The organism is Nonomuraea sp. NPDC050451 (assembly GCF_044458585.1).
This window is the reverse complement of the sequence record NZ_JBITHZ010000020.1, coordinates 130,426-145,852: the sequence shown is the minus strand read 5'-3', so window position 1 is coordinate 145,852 and position 15,427 is coordinate 130,426. Positions and strand designations below refer to the sequence as shown.

At 69.8% G+C, this 15,427-nt stretch carries 12 protein-coding genes; 8 read left to right on the top strand and 4 right to left on the bottom strand.

All coding sequences use genetic code 11. The features are described from left to right. Both ACIBI9_RS42165 and ACIBI9_RS42160 read right to left on the bottom strand, forming a co-directional pair. Nucleotides 1-930 (bottom strand): aldo/keto reductase, encoded by a 930-nt coding sequence (locus ACIBI9_RS42165; RefSeq protein ID WP_397231132.1) that lies wholly within the window; start codon nt 928-930, stop codon nt 1-3. 210 nt (nt 931-1,140) lie between these two features. After that, nucleotides 1,141-3,885, bottom strand: coding sequence for an AAA family ATPase (locus ACIBI9_RS42160; protein WP_397231130.1), 2,745 nt, complete (start codon nt 3,883-3,885; stop codon nt 1,141-1,143). A gap of 735 nt (nt 3,886-4,620) precedes the next feature. Here ACIBI9_RS42160 and ACIBI9_RS42155 point away from each other — a divergent pair. From ACIBI9_RS42155 to ACIBI9_RS42145, 3 genes are all read left to right on the top strand, one after another. Next, entirely contained in the window at nt 4,621-5,721 is a 1,101-nt protein-coding gene (locus ACIBI9_RS42155) for a sensor histidine kinase (RefSeq protein WP_397231128.1), read from the top strand. Further along, nucleotides 5,708-6,370 (top strand): response regulator transcription factor, encoded by a 663-nt coding sequence (locus ACIBI9_RS42150; protein ID WP_185067983.1) that lies wholly within the window; start codon nt 5,708-5,710, stop codon nt 6,368-6,370. Before ACIBI9_RS42155 ends, ACIBI9_RS42150 begins: the two co-directional genes overlap by 14 nt. A gap of 133 nt (nt 6,371-6,503) precedes the next feature. After that, complete coding sequence (locus tag ACIBI9_RS42145; RefSeq protein ID WP_397231126.1) at nt 6,504-7,235, top strand: 4'-phosphopantetheinyl transferase; 732 nt, start codon at nt 6,504-6,506, stop codon at nt 7,233-7,235. A 230-nt stretch (nt 7,236-7,465) separates the two neighbouring features. Here ACIBI9_RS42145 and ACIBI9_RS42140 read toward each other — a convergent pair whose 3' ends face one another. Together ACIBI9_RS42140 and ACIBI9_RS42135 are read right to left on the bottom strand one after the other, a co-directional pair. After that, nucleotides 7,466-8,305, bottom strand: a complete 840-nt coding sequence (locus ACIBI9_RS42140; protein WP_397231124.1) for an ABC transporter permease — start codon at nt 8,303-8,305, stop codon at nt 7,466-7,468. Between the two features lie 8 nt (nt 8,306-8,313). Continuing rightward, nucleotides 8,314-9,159, bottom strand: coding sequence for an ABC transporter ATP-binding protein (locus ACIBI9_RS42135; protein WP_397231122.1), 846 nt, complete (start codon nt 9,157-9,159; stop codon nt 8,314-8,316). A gap of 161 nt (nt 9,160-9,320) precedes the next feature. Between ACIBI9_RS42135 and ACIBI9_RS42130 the strand changes: the two genes are divergently transcribed. The 5 genes from ACIBI9_RS42130 to ACIBI9_RS42110 all read left to right on the top strand — a co-directional run bounded on the left by ACIBI9_RS42130 (nt 9,321) and on the right by ACIBI9_RS42110 (nt 15,417). Continuing rightward, nucleotides 9,321-10,037, top strand: coding sequence for an ABC transporter ATP-binding protein (locus tag ACIBI9_RS42130; RefSeq protein WP_397231120.1), 717 nt, complete (start codon nt 9,321-9,323; stop codon nt 10,035-10,037). After that, a complete protein-coding gene (locus ACIBI9_RS42125; protein ID WP_397231118.1) occupies nt 10,034-10,756 on the top strand; it encodes an ABC transporter permease in 723 nt (240 codons plus the stop codon). The genes ACIBI9_RS42130 and ACIBI9_RS42125 overlap by 4 nt, the downstream gene beginning before the upstream one ends. Then, entirely contained in the window at nt 10,753-12,054 is a 1,302-nt protein-coding gene (locus ACIBI9_RS42120) for a sensor histidine kinase (protein WP_397231116.1), read from the top strand. Before ACIBI9_RS42125 ends, ACIBI9_RS42120 begins: the two co-directional genes overlap by 4 nt. A 3-nt stretch (nt 12,055-12,057) precedes the next feature. Continuing rightward, on the top strand, nt 12,058-12,693 hold the full coding sequence (locus tag ACIBI9_RS42115; protein ID WP_185067987.1) for a response regulator transcription factor: 636 nt from the start codon (nt 12,058-12,060) through the stop codon (nt 12,691-12,693). A 219-nt stretch (nt 12,694-12,912) separates the two neighbouring features. Next, the gene (locus tag ACIBI9_RS42110; protein ID WP_397231114.1) at nt 12,913-15,417 is read left to right on the top strand and encodes a PEP/pyruvate-binding domain-containing protein; all 2,505 of its coding nucleotides are present in this window, start codon (nt 12,913-12,915) and stop codon (nt 15,415-15,417) included. Nucleotides 15,418-15,427: the final 10 nt, after the last annotated feature.

Below are 15,427 nucleotides of genomic sequence, written 5' to 3'. Positions count from 1 at the left end.
TCAGACCGCGCAGCCCGCGCCGGTCGAGCCGGGCGGGAAGTCCTCCTCCAGCCGCCGGCACACCGCCTCGGTCAGCAGGAGCCTGACGGAGCCCACGTTCATCTCCAGGTGGACCGGGTCGCGCGTGCTGGGCACCGGCACCACGTCCGGCCCCCGCGACAGCAACCAGGCCAGGGCCAGGCGGCCCGTGCTGACATCCATGTTCGCCGCCTCGGCCTGCACCCGCCGGAGCATCGCGATGTTGCGCGGGAGGTTGTGCGGCGAGAACCGGGGATCCGCCCGGCGAGGGTCGGCCGGACCGAGCCGCGAGGGCGACAGGCTCCGCCCGGTCAGGAAGCCGCGGCCCAGCGGCCGGCAGGCCAGCACGCCGATCCCGAGCTCTCGTGCCACCGGCAGCTGGTCGAGCTCGACCGCACGGTGCCACAGGGAGTATTCCGTCGACAGGGCGGCCATCGGATGGACCGCGTGCGCCCGGCGGAGCTCGTCCCCCGTCACCCCCGACAGGCCGACGTGGCGGGCCTTGCCCGTGCTCACCAGGTCCGCCAGCTGGTGGGCGGTCTCCTCGACCGGCACGGACGGCTCCTCGTGGCGGGCTATGTAGAGGTCGACGTAGTCGACGCCCAGGCGCTTCAGCGAGGCGTCGCACGCCTGCGCCAGCTCGCCGCAGCCGGTGCCGCGCTGGACGGTCCGCGTCGCCAGGAGCACGTCGTCGCGCCAGGGCCGGACGGCCTCGCCGACGAGCCGCTCGACCTCGCCGTCGGCGTGGTCGTCGGACATGTCGAGCAGCGTCACGCCCACGTCGAGAACGTAGTGGATCAACGCCAGGGACTCCGAGCGGTCCACGTGGCCGTACACGCCTGAGAGGGCCAGACACCCGAAGCCCAGACACGAGGTGATCAGCCCCGCATCGCCCAGCCTTCTGCTGTCCACGACACTCCCCTCCATTTGGCCGTCACGTTATACATACGATCGGCGGGCCATGATTGTGCCACAACCCCTATCTCCCCTATGGGCAGGTGAATAAGGGGGGAATTTTTCCCGTTTATCCCGTATGACACAGAACGCAACGACTAGTTATACACCTAGTTAATGGAGCTGCCCACCACGCGGACTCCGCGTGGTGGGCAGGATCTGGGAGGGTTAGCGGACGGCCGGGCTCAGCTCCAGATCGGTGGGAAGATCCGAGCGCTGGGTGATTCCGAGCTTGCGATAGATGCGCGTCAAGTGCTGTTCCACTGTGCTCACCGTGATGAACAGCTTGGCCGCGATCTCGCGGTTGGTGTAGCCGACGGAGGCCAGGCCGGCGACCCGGCGCTCCGCGTCGCTGAGGATCGCCACGACCTTGCTGATCTCCGCGTTCTGCCCGTCGGCGGCGGCGGAGCCGTCACCGGCCAGCGCCTGGCTCAGCGGCTGGGCGCCGCACTCCTGCGCGAGGATGCGCGTACGGCTGGCGATGATGCCCGCCCTGCGGAACTCCCCGACGCTGTGGAACGCCTCGGTGAGGTCGAACAGCGACCGGGCCAGCTCGTAGCGGTCGCCGCAGGCCTGCAGGCGGTCCGTGGACTGCCGCAGCAGCATGGGCCGGTGCCGGAGCTCGCTCGTGGCGGCCAGCAGGCGCAGCGCGATCCCCTGCGTGCGGGAGGCCATGGGGCCGCAGCGCGACAGCTGCTCCTCGACCAGGGCACGGGCCTCGTCGTGCTCGCCCATCCGGATGAGCGCCTCGGCCGCGTCGGCCCGCCAGGCGATGAAGCCCGGCGTGTCCATCTCCCACTCGCCCATGAGCTCGCCGCAGAAGCGGAAGTCCCGCAGCGCCGCCGCCGGATGGTCGACGGCCAGGTGGTAGCGCCCGCGGGCGTGCAGGTAGTGCAGCCCGAAGCGGGTGCGCAGCATGGCCTCCGGGACCGCGGTGTTGACCTGGGCGAGCGCCTGGTCGTACTGCCCCATGGCGGTGCTGGCCAGCATCAGGTTGGCCAGCGGCGAACCCACGGTCACGCCCCAGCTGGCCGGCGGGATGAGCTCCAGGGCCAGGCGCGCGGACGAGGCCGCGGTCTCCAGGTCGCCGCGCCGCATGGCGATCTCGGCGCGGATCGCGGTGAGCCGGGCCCGGCGGGCCGGCGCGCTGCGGGACTGCGCCTCCTCGATGAAGGCGTCGCACCACGGCGCCGCCTTGTCCGGCCAGCCGCCGTAGGTGAGCGCGAGCAGCGCGCTCTCCACCGTGTCCATGGACATCTCGTCCAGGCGCGAACTGTGCAGGATCCGCTCCACCGTGGCCAGGGTGCGCTCGCGGGGACCGCGGGTGAGAACCGAGGTCAGGGCGTTGATCGCCTCCAGCCGCCGGCTCACCCGCACCGGTAACACGGCCTCCTTGTTCTGCTCGGTGGTCGCCCTGTTGACGTGGGCCAGCAGCGGCGGCGCCGAGGCACGCAGCCACAGCCTGGTGCCGACGAGCTCGGCCACGGTCTGCGGCTCGGTGTCGCCGCTCTCCTTCAGGTGTTCGAGCACCTGGCAGGCGTCGTCCACCTTGCCGTGCCAGAGCAGCGCCCTGGCCAGGACGACCGCGTCGCTGCCGCGCAGGGTGCCGTTGTGCAGGGCGTCGGTCAGCTCGGCGATGTGCTCGGCCGGGGTGCTGGGGTTGATGCGCCACTCCGCGCGCATCAGGAGCGTGGCGATGGTGGTACGCCGCCGCTCGTCGGTGCAGCAGCGCCAGGCGAGCTTGAGATAGTCGACGGCCTCGTCCACGAACCCGTCGTCCAGCCGGTGCAGCGCCGCGGCCTCCAGCACGGGGACGGCCCACGGCAGGTCGGTGGCGTCGGCGCCGACCAGGTGCTCGGCTATCGCGACGTCGTCTGCCCCCTCCAGGTGCAGCAGCTCGGCGGCCCTGCGGTGCACGCTGCGCCGCATCTCGTCGCCCAACTCGGCCAGCACCGTCTCCCTGGCGATCCCGGCCCTGTAGTGGCCCGACTCCAGCAGCCCGGCGGTCTCCAGCCAGCGGGTGGCCTGGGCCACCGTCGTGCCGTCCGCGTCGACCAGGCGCTGCAGGAGCTCCGGGTCGTCCAGCACCGCGAGCCAGCCGGCGACCTGCAGGAGCGCGGGGTCGGCCCGGTGCAGGCAGGACAGCACGGCCTCGCCGTAACGTTCGGCGGGGGCGCCGCCGCTCGTCCCGAAGTCCTCGATCAGGCCCCTGAGCAGGAGTGGGTTGCCGCCGCTCAGCGCGTACCAGTCCGGTGCCACGGCTTCGGCCGCCGCCTCCCCCAGGTGCTCGGCCGCCATGCTCACCACCGCGTCGTACGACAGCGGCCCCAGCCTCACGGGCGTGCAGTGCGGCTGGCGCAGCATCTCGGTGGCGAAGAAGCCGTGGGTGTGCGGCCGGTAGTCGGCCTGGCCGAACACCGCCATGAGCGGGGAGTATCTGGCCCTGCGGACGAGGTAGGACAGGCAGAGCAGCGAGGCCCTGTCGGCGAGATGGACGTCGTCGACGACGATCGCCAGCGGGTGGCGTTCGGCGAGCGAGAGCAGCACCGCGCACAGCGAGTGCACGATCTGGGCGTCCACCTGTTCAAAGCTCTCCCCCTTCGCGGGGGAGGCCATCTGCGCGCCCTCTCGCAGCAGGTCAGCCGCGAGCGCGCGTACGTCTTCCTGTAGCGGCGCGTTCTGGAAGAGCTGGCCGAGCACGCCCAGCGGCAGGTCGCTCTCCGCCCGGGTGGCGGATGCCACCAGCGGCAGCGCGCCGCGCTCCAGAGCCTGCTCGGCGAAGGCGTGCAGGAGCTCGCTCTTGCCCGTCGCAACGACTCCCGTCACCATTGCGACCCGGCCCTTGCCGCCCACGGCCTCGGCGAGGAGACCTTGCATGGAGGCCATGGCGGTGTCTCTTTCGTACAGCCCCATGATGGACACCCCTTTTAGAAAGGCAATTTCCGGCCGGAAGGGGTTCTGAGGTCCAAGGAGCCATTCAGCTCTTTTTTCGGCTTCGATTTCACGATCCGTCGGACTTGCCGCATGACCCTCAACCTCTTCCGTAACCGGTTATGGGTTGACGGTCATCACGTTAGGTGTCAGTTCGGGGTGCCCACAATATGACTTATCCTTAATAACGCCCGCCGCTCCACACGGACCAGACCGTCTCCAACTTTCGGACCAACGCGCGGTCCGGGTCGACCCGCCGGGCGGTCACCTCGGTGCGGCACCAGGCCCTGGGCCACCGTCCGCGGCCCCGTGGCCCAGGGGTGGGCGGCGGACGCGGCCGTCCCGGCGAAGCGCTTGAATCATTTATTACCCGCGGGTCAACATTAGCCGAGCAGCGCTAATGCGAGCCATGCTCATGTCGATCTTGGTCTTACCGACCGTGGCAGCTTCACATCTCACAAACAACCCCTATTGGACGGTTAGCACAAGATCGGCATCGTCTCACCGGCCCTCGGAGCCCCCGCCGAGCCACCCCACGACAGGGCACCCTAAGTCACGAAATATTGACATTCCTACGTCGCAGGCGTTCCCACTGGTCACAGGGCTCGCGAGCTCGGAGCGCAGGCCTGCGGCGCATCGGGGCCTATGTTCATACAGTTGCCTACTCATCAGTGTTGACCCAAGATGTAAGCATTCGTGCATTTCCAAGGGGACGTGGTGGGAGAAATTGCGCAAAGGGGCGAGCAAGATGCCACGGGGACGGCGAATCTTATCGAGGAGTGTCGAGCCGACATACTGAGCAAGTACGAGCAGGGACTGGCCTCGATCGGCAGCGTACTGATCAGGGATCAGCACACGAAAGCCCAGGTCATGGCGAACGCGGGCGAGATCCTGACGGAGATGGCCGGCACGCTGCGGGCAGGCCGCCTGCTCGACGATGAGACGTCCCGTTTCCTGTCCTGGGACATCGGTGTGGCCAGAGCTTCCGCCGGTATCCACCCGAGAGAGTCCCTCCTGGCAGCGTCGGTCTTCTTCCGCGCCGCCTTCACTACTCTTAGTCACCGCCTTCAGGACGACACCCAGGCCGCCCGGCTGCTCAGGCTCGTGGTGACGGCTCTGGAACAGAGCATCTCCCTGCGCATCAGAGAGGCTTCGAGCAGCTACACCGGGTTCTTGCTGAACCAGGTGACCGAGGCGCAGATGGCCGAGCGCCGCCGGATCGCCAGGGAGTTACACGACCGCATCGGCCACAGCCTCAGCGTCGCCCAGCGCCAGTTGGAGCTGTCGAACCTCTACCGGCCGACCGAGCCGGCCAAGGCGCTGGCCAAGCTGGAAATGGCGCAGCAGGCCATCCAGGAGACGATGTGCAGCCTGCGCCAGGTCACCTCCGACCTCCATCCTCCCGACGGGAGGACCCTCGAGAAGGGACTGCTCGGCTACCTGGACGTGATCGGGACCGACGACGTGCAGGTCGAGCTGGTCGTCAACGGCGACCAGAGCTGGGCGCCCCCGATCGTCAGCGAGGAGTGCCTGCTCATCCTGCGCGAAGCGGCCCGCAACGCGCTCACCCACGGAGACCCTTCGACCATCTTCATCAGGATCGACGTCGCACCGCACGAGCTGATCGCCTCCGTGATCGACGACGGCTGCGGCTTCGACCCGAACCAGCAGGCGCCCAAGGGCAGCCTGGGCCTGTCCTCCATCCGGGAACGCACCCAGCTGCTCGGCGGCACGGTCACCATCGCGAGCGAACCCGGCAAGGGGGCGAGGGTCGACCTCGCCGTGCCCATCCAGAGGCGACCCGATGATCAGGAGTGAGCAACCGACCACAGTGGCCATCGTGGACGACCACGCGCTCTTCCGCGAGGGCCTCAGGGAGATCCTCGAATCCCAGGAGGGGCTGGTCGTGGTCGGCGAGGCCGGCACCTCCAGCGGCGCGCTCAGCATGGTGGCCGACAAGAAGCCGGACATTCTCCTGCTCGACGTGGAGATCCCCGGCGACTCCGCCACCGACACCGTGACGCGCCTGCGAAGCCAGTCACCGAACACGCAGATCATCATCCTGAGCATGTACGACGGACCGCAGCTGCTGCACCGGCTCCTGGCCGCCGGCATCCGCGGATACCTGCTGAAGAGCGTCCACTGGCACGAGCTGGTGTCGGCCATCCGGAGCGTGCACGACGAACCCGAGCGGGTCGTGCTCGCCGTCTCCCGCGAGAGCCTCGCCCAGATGGAGAGCTCACCGTCCGAGGTGCTGACGAGCAAGGAGCGGGAGGTGCTCGAACTGGCCGCGCAGGCGCTCAGCAACCGGCAGATCGCCGCCCGCATCAACACCACGGAAGCCACGGTGAAGCGCCACCTGCGCAACATCTTCGTCAAGCTCGGGGCCGCCTCGCGCATCGACGCCGTCAACCGGGCGATCGACGCCTCGCTGATCACACCATCACGGACACGATCCGACAACTAGCCTTCAATCGCCATATATCCATATAAATCGGACCCCCTTCCCGGAGTAGGTTCACCCCGCAACCGTCTCCGGAGAGCCCGAGAAGAAGCGCCCGGACATTTTCTTCCACGAAGGCCCTGCCTAGCGTGGAATTGTGAACACCAATGCATTTATCGGGAGCATCCTCCCGCCGTGGGTGGTGGCGGTCGACACGTTCGACGACCACGACGCGGTGCTCTTCCCTGAGGAAGAAGAGGTGATCAGCCGATCGGTGGAGAGCCGGCGCAAGGAGTTCGCCACGGCACGCATGTGCGCCAGGACCGCGATGGGACTGCTCGGCCTGCCCGAGCAGCCCATCCTGCCGGGCGTGCGCGGTGAACCTCAGTGGCCGAAGGGCTTCGTGGGCAGCATCACCCACTGCGCCGGTTACCGCGGCGCCGTCGTCAGCCCCGGCACCGACACCATCACGATCGGCATCGACGCCGAGCCCAACCAGCCGCTGTCGTACGGCGTCCTGGAGGCGGTCTCCCTGCCGGAGGAGCGCAAGTCACTGAGCGCACTCGCCGCCGACTACCCGGACGTCGCATGGGACCGCCTGCTGTTCTCGGCCAAGGAGTCGGTCTACAAGGCCTGGTTCCCGCTGGCCAAGCGGTGGCTCGACTTCGAGGACGCGATCCTCACCTTCAACCCGGTGCAGGGCACCTTCTCCGCCCGGCTCCTGGTGACCGGGCCGCACGTGGAGGGCCGTCAGCTGATGGGCTTCTCCGGCAAGTGGAAGGCCCAGGACGGTCTCATCGTGACCGCCATCGTCAAGGCCACCAGCCCCGCCACCCGCCGCCAGCGCTCGGCGCACAGGCGCCCCGTCGCCCAGCCTGTCAAGGCCTGACCCGGCCGGACGGCGCGGCACACACCTGCCGCGCCCGATCTCGTACCTCCGGCCGGGTACGGCGGCGCGCCACGCCCGCCCTCCCCCTCCCCGCGCCCGCAAGGCGCGTGGACGCTCCCGCCCCGGCGGTGACGCGTGAGAACCTACCGACGCGAAAGCCCGGCGCAGAGGCCGGGCATGCGATTGACGGTGGCGTTCAGATGACCCGCCACCGTCACGAGGATTCGAGGTCAGCTGTCCCTGGCCGTCCAGCGGAACGTCTTCAGGCACAGCAACAGCGCGCCCACGCACCAGGCGGCGAGCACGATGGCCGTCATCGGATGCTGCCACGAGTGGGAGGGCTCCAGAGCCGCCGCGTGTTCCGGCAGGAAGACCGAGCGCATGCCCTGGGTGATCCACTTGAGCGGGAACAGCGACGCGAAGAACTGGAGAATGCCCGGCACGTCGGAGAAGGGCATGAAGACGCCGGAGCAGAACTGCACGATGAGGAAGGGCAGCGTGATCACCGCGTTGGCCCCGCGCGTCGACTTCGGCAGGCTGCCGGCCGCGATGCCCAGGAGCGCGCAGGCCGTACCGCCGAGGAGGAGCACCCAGACGAACGTCAGCCACCGGTCGAAAGAGGTGGGCACCTGGATGCCGAACAGCAGTGCTCCCACCGTGACCAATATGGCGACCTCGGCGACCATGCACACCAGGACCTGGATGACCTTCCCGCCGAAATACGCCATCCGCGGCATGGGCATGCCGTAAAGCCTCTTCAATGTTCCGTCGTGGCGTTCCAGGGCGATGTTGATGCCCAGGTTCTGGAAGGACGTGCCCATCACTCCGGCGCCGATCATGCCCGCCGTGAGGATCTGGGCGCCCGTGATCCCGGCGACGGCCGGCTTGTTGATCTGCATCGCGCCGAGCAGCATCAGCATGATCGCCGGGAGCGAGAAGATGACGATGAACTGGCTCTTGGTGCGGAAGAAGCTCCTGAGCTCCAGCGCGCCGCGCTTGAGCGTCAGGCTCCAGGTGCTGGGCAGGCTCACCGAGCTCGCGGCGGGGATGCGGGTCGTCGGTCTCGACATCGTGGTTGTCACGGCTGGTCTCCGATCAGGCCGAGGTAGATGTCTTCGAGGGTCGGCCGGGTCACGGCCAGCTCCGGGATCTCCCCCTCGAACTGGCGGCCCAGCTCGGCGACGACCTGCGTGGGCGTCGCCGTCTTCACGCTGCGCTCCCCGTCCGGCCCGGCCCAGCTGACGGTGGCCATCGCCTGCGCGCGGCCGGCCAGCGTGGACGGCTCCCCCAGCGCGACGACCTTGCCGCCCACGATCACTCCCACCCGGTCGGCCAGCGCCTCGGCCTCGTCCAGATAGTGCGTGGTCAGCAGGATGGTGGTGCCCTCGTCGGCCAGCTGCGAGATCAGGTCCCAGAACTGCCGGCGCGCCACGGGGTCGAACCCCGTGGTGGGCTCGTCCAGGAAGACCAGCTCGGGATTGCCCACGACGCCGAGCGCCACGTCGACCCTGCGCCGCTGGCCGCCGGAGAGGTGGCGGGTGCGGACGTCGGCCTTGCCGGTGAGCCCGACGAGCTCGATCACGTGGTCGGGGTCGCGCGGGCTCGGGTAGTAGTTCGCGTAGTGATGCACCATCTCCCGGACGGTCATCTCCGCGGCGTCGGTGGCCGACTGCAGCACGATGCCGAGCCTGGCGCGCCAGGCCCGGCCGGCCTGGCCGGGGTCCTCGCCGAGCACGCTGATGTCGCCGGCGTCGCGGCGGCGGTGCCCTTCGAGGATCTCAACAGTGGTCGTCTTGCCTGCGCCGTTGGGGCCGAGGAGCGCGAACACCTCACCCCGGGCGATGTCCAGGTCGACGCCGTCAATGGCGACCACGTCGCCATATCGCTTGCGCAGCTCACGTACGCGCACCGCTGTATCGCTCATACCCATCAGGGTTGGGGATCGGCTCAGCCACCGACACCCCTATTTAGGGTTTCACCTGGTCATACGTCTAAGCCGCAGGTCGGACCCCAAATCAAGGAGCTGACCCCCTATCAACCGTTCGGAGGATGTCGTAAGCCGCGGCCACCGATGATTCTGTAAACATGACAGTCATCGAAATCGAGGGTATGAGTAAGAGCTACCGAGGCAAGCAGGTTCTCGAGAGCGTATCCCTGAAGGTGGAAAAGGGCGAGATCTTCGGGATCGCCGGCCCCAACGGAGCGGGCAAGACCACGACCGTGGAGTGCATGGCGGGCCTGCGGCAGCGCGACGGCGGTGTGCTGCGCGTGCTGGGCCTCGACCCGCAGACCGACCGGCGCCGGCTCCTTCCGCGCATCGGCGTTCAGCTGCAGGAGGCGGCGCTGCCGGACGCGCTCAAGGTGGGCGAGGCGCTGAAGATGTATGCCTCTTTCTATGACAAGCCCGCCGACTGGAGGGCGCTCATGGACGAGTGGGGGCTGACCGAGCGGCAGCGCTCCAGCTTCAGGAGCCTGTCGGGCGGCTGGAAGCAGCGCCTGTTCATCGCGCTGGCCCTGGTCGGCAACCCGGAGGTCGTCTTCCTCGACGAGCTCACCACCGGTCTGGACCCCTCGGCCCGCCGCATGACGTGGGGCCTGGTCCGCGAGATCCGCGACCGCGGGGTGACCGTCGTGCTGGTCACCCACTTCATGGACGAGGCCCAGGCGCTGTGCGACCGCATGGCGATCATCGACCGGGGCCGCGTCATCACCCACGGCACCCCGGGCGAGCTGAAGGCCCAGGGCCGTACCGAATCGCTCGAGGACGCGTACTTCGCTCTGACGGGAGGGCAGGCGGCATGAGAGGCATCACTCAGGTCATCGCGGTCGAGCTCAAGCTGATCGCACGGGACCCGATGTCGGCGTTCTTCGCGCTGGCCTTCCCCGCGATCATGCTCTGGGTCAAGCTGCGCAACGGCGGGTCCCTTCCCAGCGGGCTGTCGCTGGCGGACGCCAACGTGCCGATGCTGACCACCTTCGTCATCGGCATGGCCGCGCTGGTCATCCTGCCGGCAACGGTCGCCCAGTACCGGGAGCGCCTGGTGCTGAAGCGGCTGCGGGCCACGCCCGCCTCGCCGGGCATGCTGTTCGGCGCCCAGTGGGTCGCTCACATGCTGCTGGCCGTGTTCGGCACGGCGCTGCTGGTGGCCATCGGCTTCTTCGTCTACGGCGCGTCGGCCCCCGCCGACCTGGGCGGCGTGGTCGTGGCGTGGATCCTCGCCGCGCTGAGCCTCAGCGCCATCGGCTTCCTGCTCGGCGCCGTGGTGCCCTCCGGCCGCGGCGCGACCGTGATCGGGCTGAGCCTGTTCTTCCCGATGGTCTTCATCTCCGGCGCCATCATCCCCCGCGAGAGCATGGGCGGGTCGATGCGGGCGATCGGTGACCTGACCCCCATGGCACCCGCCGTCCAGGCCATCCGCGCCGGCTGGGAGGGCCACGCGCTGTCCCCGCTCTCGCTGGCCGTCATGCTCGCGATCTGCCTCGTCGCCGGTGGCGTCGCCATCAAGGCCTTCCGGTGGTGAGCAGAGTCGACCGTGAAGGGCCGGGGCCGGTGGTCACCTCCACCGGCCCCGGCCCTTCACGATGGGACCGGGTCTGGCCCTATCTGCCCTACCTGTTCATCCTGCTCCCGGCCGGTTTCTCCCTGCTGCAGAACTGGCGGCCGGACACGCTGGTCCTGGCGCTGTTCGCGATGGCCTGGCACTGGTTCATGGTCGGCGCGCACCCGGAGTGGATCAAGCACCATCTCGTCGCGCTCGCCTACTTCGTCGTCCTGCTCGCCGCCATCGGGGCGCTGGTCAGCATCGACTCGGTGTTCACGGTGGCCGGTCCGGCGGTGTTCATCCAGTCGTTCGCGCTGCTGCCCCGCTGGTGGGCCTACGCCGGGGTGGCGGCGACCGCGGGGGTGCTGGTCTCGATGCGGCCGGAGGCCGGGCGGAGCCCTGGCCAGATGCTCTTCTCGTTCCTGGTGGCCGCGCTGGTCGCCTCCGCGGTCGGCCTGGTCGTCCAGACCATCTCCGACCAGAACGAGAGCCGCAGGGTGATGATCGCGCAGCTCCAGGAGACCGGCGCGCGGCTGGCCGCCCTCGCGGCGGAGAACGCGAACCTGCAGGCCCAGCTGCTGACCAGGGCCCGCGAGGCCGGGGTGCTCGGGGAGCGGCAGCGGCTGGCCAGGGAGATCCACGACACGATCGCGCAGGGGCTGACCGCCATCGTCACCCAGGTGGAGGCCGCCGAGGAGGCGCTCGACGACGTCAAGGCGGCTCGTGCCCGCCTTGACACGGTTCGCACGCTGGCCAGGGACAGCCTGAAGGAGGCCCGCCGGTCGGTGCAGGCCCTGCGCCCCGCGCCGCTGGCCGAGTCGCAGCTGCCCGCCGCGCTCCAGGACGTCTCCGGCAAGTGGTCGCAGGCCAGCGGCGTGCTCTCGTCCCTGGAGGTCACGGGCGACGCCCGGCCGCTGCACGCGGAGGTGGAGATCACCTTGCTGCGGGTGGCGCAGGAGGCGCTGGCGAATGTCGCCAAGCACGCTTCGGCCGGACGAGTTGCCCTCACTCTGTCGTACATGGAAGATGTCGTGGTGCTGGACGTACGCGACGACGGAGCCGGTTTCGCCCCCGAGCCACCGGGCCTGCCGGCCGCGCCCGCCTCCGAGGCGGGCGGTTTCGGCCTCCTGTCCATGCGCCAGCGCGTGACCAGGCTGGCGGGCGACTTCCAGATCGAGTCGGCCCCCGGCGAGGGCACCGGCATCTCCGCCGCCGTCCCCGCCATCCCCGCCGAAACGGGCCTCGATCCATCCGACCGATCCAGAAACGCCGGGTGAGACATGCCGATTCGGCTGATCATCGTGGACGATCATCCGGTCGTCCGCGACGGGCTGCGCGGGATCTTCACCGACGACGAGTTCGAGGTGGTCGGGGAGGCGGGTGACGGGTTCGAGGCGCTGGCCGTGGTGGAGCGCACCAATCCCGACGTCGTGCTCACCGACCTGCGCATGCCGAGGATGAAGGGCGCGGAGCTCATCCGCCGGCTGCGCGAGCAGGCGCCCGATGTCCGCGTGCTCGTGCTGACCACGTTCGACGACGACGTGGACGTGCTGCCGGCCATCGAGGAGGGGGCGACCGGCTACCTGCTCAAGGACACCCCGCGCGCCGAGCTGCGCCGCGCCGTGCAGGCGGCGGCGCGCGGCGAGACCGTGCTGTCCCCTTCCGTGGCCGGCGTGCTGACGCAGAAGCTGCGCGCGCCGCGCCAGCAGCCTCTCAGCCGCCGCGAGCTGGAGGTCCTGTCGCTCATCTCCCGGGGCGCCACCAACCGCGACGTGGCCAAGCGGCTGTTCATCACCGAGGCCACCGTGAAGACGCACCTGCTGCACATCTTCGCCAAGCTCGAGGTCAACGACCGTGCGGCCGCGGTCGCCGCCGCCTACGAGACGGGCCTGCTCAGGCCGGGCGCCGACAGCTGATTAAGGGCGCCTAGGGGTGTGCCTCCCCTCCGGGCGCTTCGTACCGTGGAACAGGCGGCCGTTCCATCTCTACCCGAGGGCACCTTTCCCGCCCCGGACGCGACGAGTCAAGCGGTGTGTCAAATACGACCACCGCATTTCCTTTTTGCTGCTGAATTCTTTCCGCGTGCCGCCGAATCGGTTCCTGGAGATCGTCCGGAAGGATTTGGAGATGAGCTCATGAACACGCTTGCCCTGGCCGACCCGAGGGCCGAGCTGGAGATCGTCGGCGGCAAGGGGGAGTCCCTGGCGCGCCTGGCCAGGGCTCGTCTGCCGGTGCCGGCGGGTTTCCACGTCACCACCGGCGCCTACCGCGACTTCGTGGCCCGCCATGGTCTGCGCGAGGCGATCCTGTCCGGGGACGCCGAGGAGATCCAGGCGCTGTTCGCCGCGTGCGAGATCCCTGCGGAGATCGCCGAGGACATTCTGGCCTCGTACGCCTCGCTGGGCGAGGACGCCGCGGTGGCCGTCCGGTCGTCGGCGACCGCGGAGGACCTGCCGGGGATGTCGTTCGCCGGCCAGCAGGACAGCTACCTCAACATCCGCGGCGCCGAACAGCTCCTGGACGCGGTCAGGCGCTGCTGGGCCTCGCTCTGGACCGACCGGGCGATCGCCTACCGCGACCGCCACGACATCCCGCGGGACCAGGTGGCCATCGCCGTCGTCGTCCAGGAGCTGGTGCCCGCCGACGCGGCGGGCGTGCTGTTCACCGAGGACCGGGTCTCCCCCCATGACCGGCTGACCATCAACGCCGCATGGGGCCTGGGCGAGGCGGTCGTCGGCGGCCTCGTCACGCCCGACACGATCACCGTCGACCGCGCCGGCCTCACGGTCGTCGAGGAGCGCATCGCGTCCAAGGCCGTCATGACCGTGCGCACCCCGGACGGCACCCGGGAGGAGCCCGTCCCGCCCGCCAGGCGCGACGAGCCGGTCCTGACCTCCGCGCAGGCGACGCGGCTGGCCGAGCTGGGTCTGGAGATCGAGGAGCTGTACGGCCGCGCGATGGACATCGAGTGGGCCCTGCACGACGGGCGCCCGCACATCCTCCAGGCCAGGCCGATCACCGGCCAGCGCGAGGTGTGGAACGACTCGCTCCAGGGCGACTACCTGTGGACCAACGGCAACCTGGGCGAGGCCATCCCCAGCGTCATGACGCCGTGCACCTGGTCGCTCGTGCAGGCATTCATCTCCGAGATCATGATCGTCGGCGACCTCGGCGGCCACCCGATCTGCGGGAACATCGGCGGCCGCGTCTACATGAACATGAGCCTGACCGCCTCCCTCGGCAGGGCGCTCGGCATGACCAAGAAGATCAAGGACGCGCAGGAGCCGGTCTACGGCAGGCTGCCCGAGGGCGTACAGACCCCGCTGCTGCCGATGTCGCGCTGGCAGACCCTCAGGGCGGCCAGGCCGATGCTGGGCGGCCGCCGCGAGATCCAGAAGCTCGTGGAGCGGATCCCCGAGTACATAGCGCAGGCTCCCGGCCGTACGGAGGAGCTCCGCACCATGATCGCCGAGAGCGACGACCTGGTCGCGCTCTGGCAGAGCGAGATCGAGCCCAGGTTCGACGAGTGCAACCGCATGCTGGCCGCCGCGGCCCGCCAGGACGCCGGCTCGCTGGTCTACCTCGGCGCCCGCCTGACGAAGCTGGTCGGAGAGGCGGACGCCACCGTGCTCATGTCCGGCATCCAGGGCCGGGACGGCCGGCTGGAGAGCCTCGGCCCGCTGCTCGGGCTGGCCCGGCTCAAGCGCGGCGAGATCTCCCGCGAGGAGTACGTCCGCAGGTACGGGCACCGCTGCCCGGACGAGTTCGAGGTCTCGGCCGCCCGGCCGGTGGAGGACCCGGCGTGGATCGACGAGCAGCTCGCCGGCCTCACGGTCGACCCCACCGAGCTGCTCGAACGCCAGGAGGCGGCGAGCGCGGCGGCCTGGCGGCGCTTCCGCGAGCGGCACCCGAAGCAGGCCGAGAAGTTCCGCCGCCAGATCGACCGCTGGGAGGCGATCGTCCGCTCCCGCGAGGAGACGCGGTCGGAGATGATGCGCGGCTTCTGGATGGTGCGCGACTTCGTCCTGCGGGCCGGCGAGGTGACCGGGCAGGGCGACGATCTGTTCTTCCTGACGATCGAGGAGATCCTGGGCGTGCTGCGCGGCTGGAACCGGCCGCTGTCGTACGTCGCCAGGAGGCGGGCCACGTACGAGCTGTACAAGGCGCTGCCGCCGTACCCGGGCGTCATCCGGGGCCGGTTCGACCCCGAGCGGTGGGCCGCGGACCCGCACCGGCGCGGCGACGTGTTCGACGCCGAGGACACGGCGGCGCCCCCGTCGCAGACCATCAGCGGCTTCCCCGGCGCGGCCGGCGTGGTCGAGGGGACCGCCCGGGTGCTGGCGTCGGTGGCGGAGGGCGACCGTCTGGGCGAGGGCGAGATCCTCGTGACGACCGTGACGAACGTGGGCTGGACGCTGCTCTTCCCGCGCGCGGCGGCGGTCGTCACCGATGTCGGCGCTCCCCTGTCGCACGCCGCGATCGTGGCGCGTGAGCTGGGGATCCCCGCCGTCGTCGGCACCAGGAACGCCACGATGCTGGTGCGGGACGGCGACCGGATCCGGGTCGACGGCAGCAAGGGCAGCGTCGAGGTGATCGGCGAGTCGGCGCGGGAGCGGGAGGAGGCGCTCGTCCTGAGCTGATACCACCACG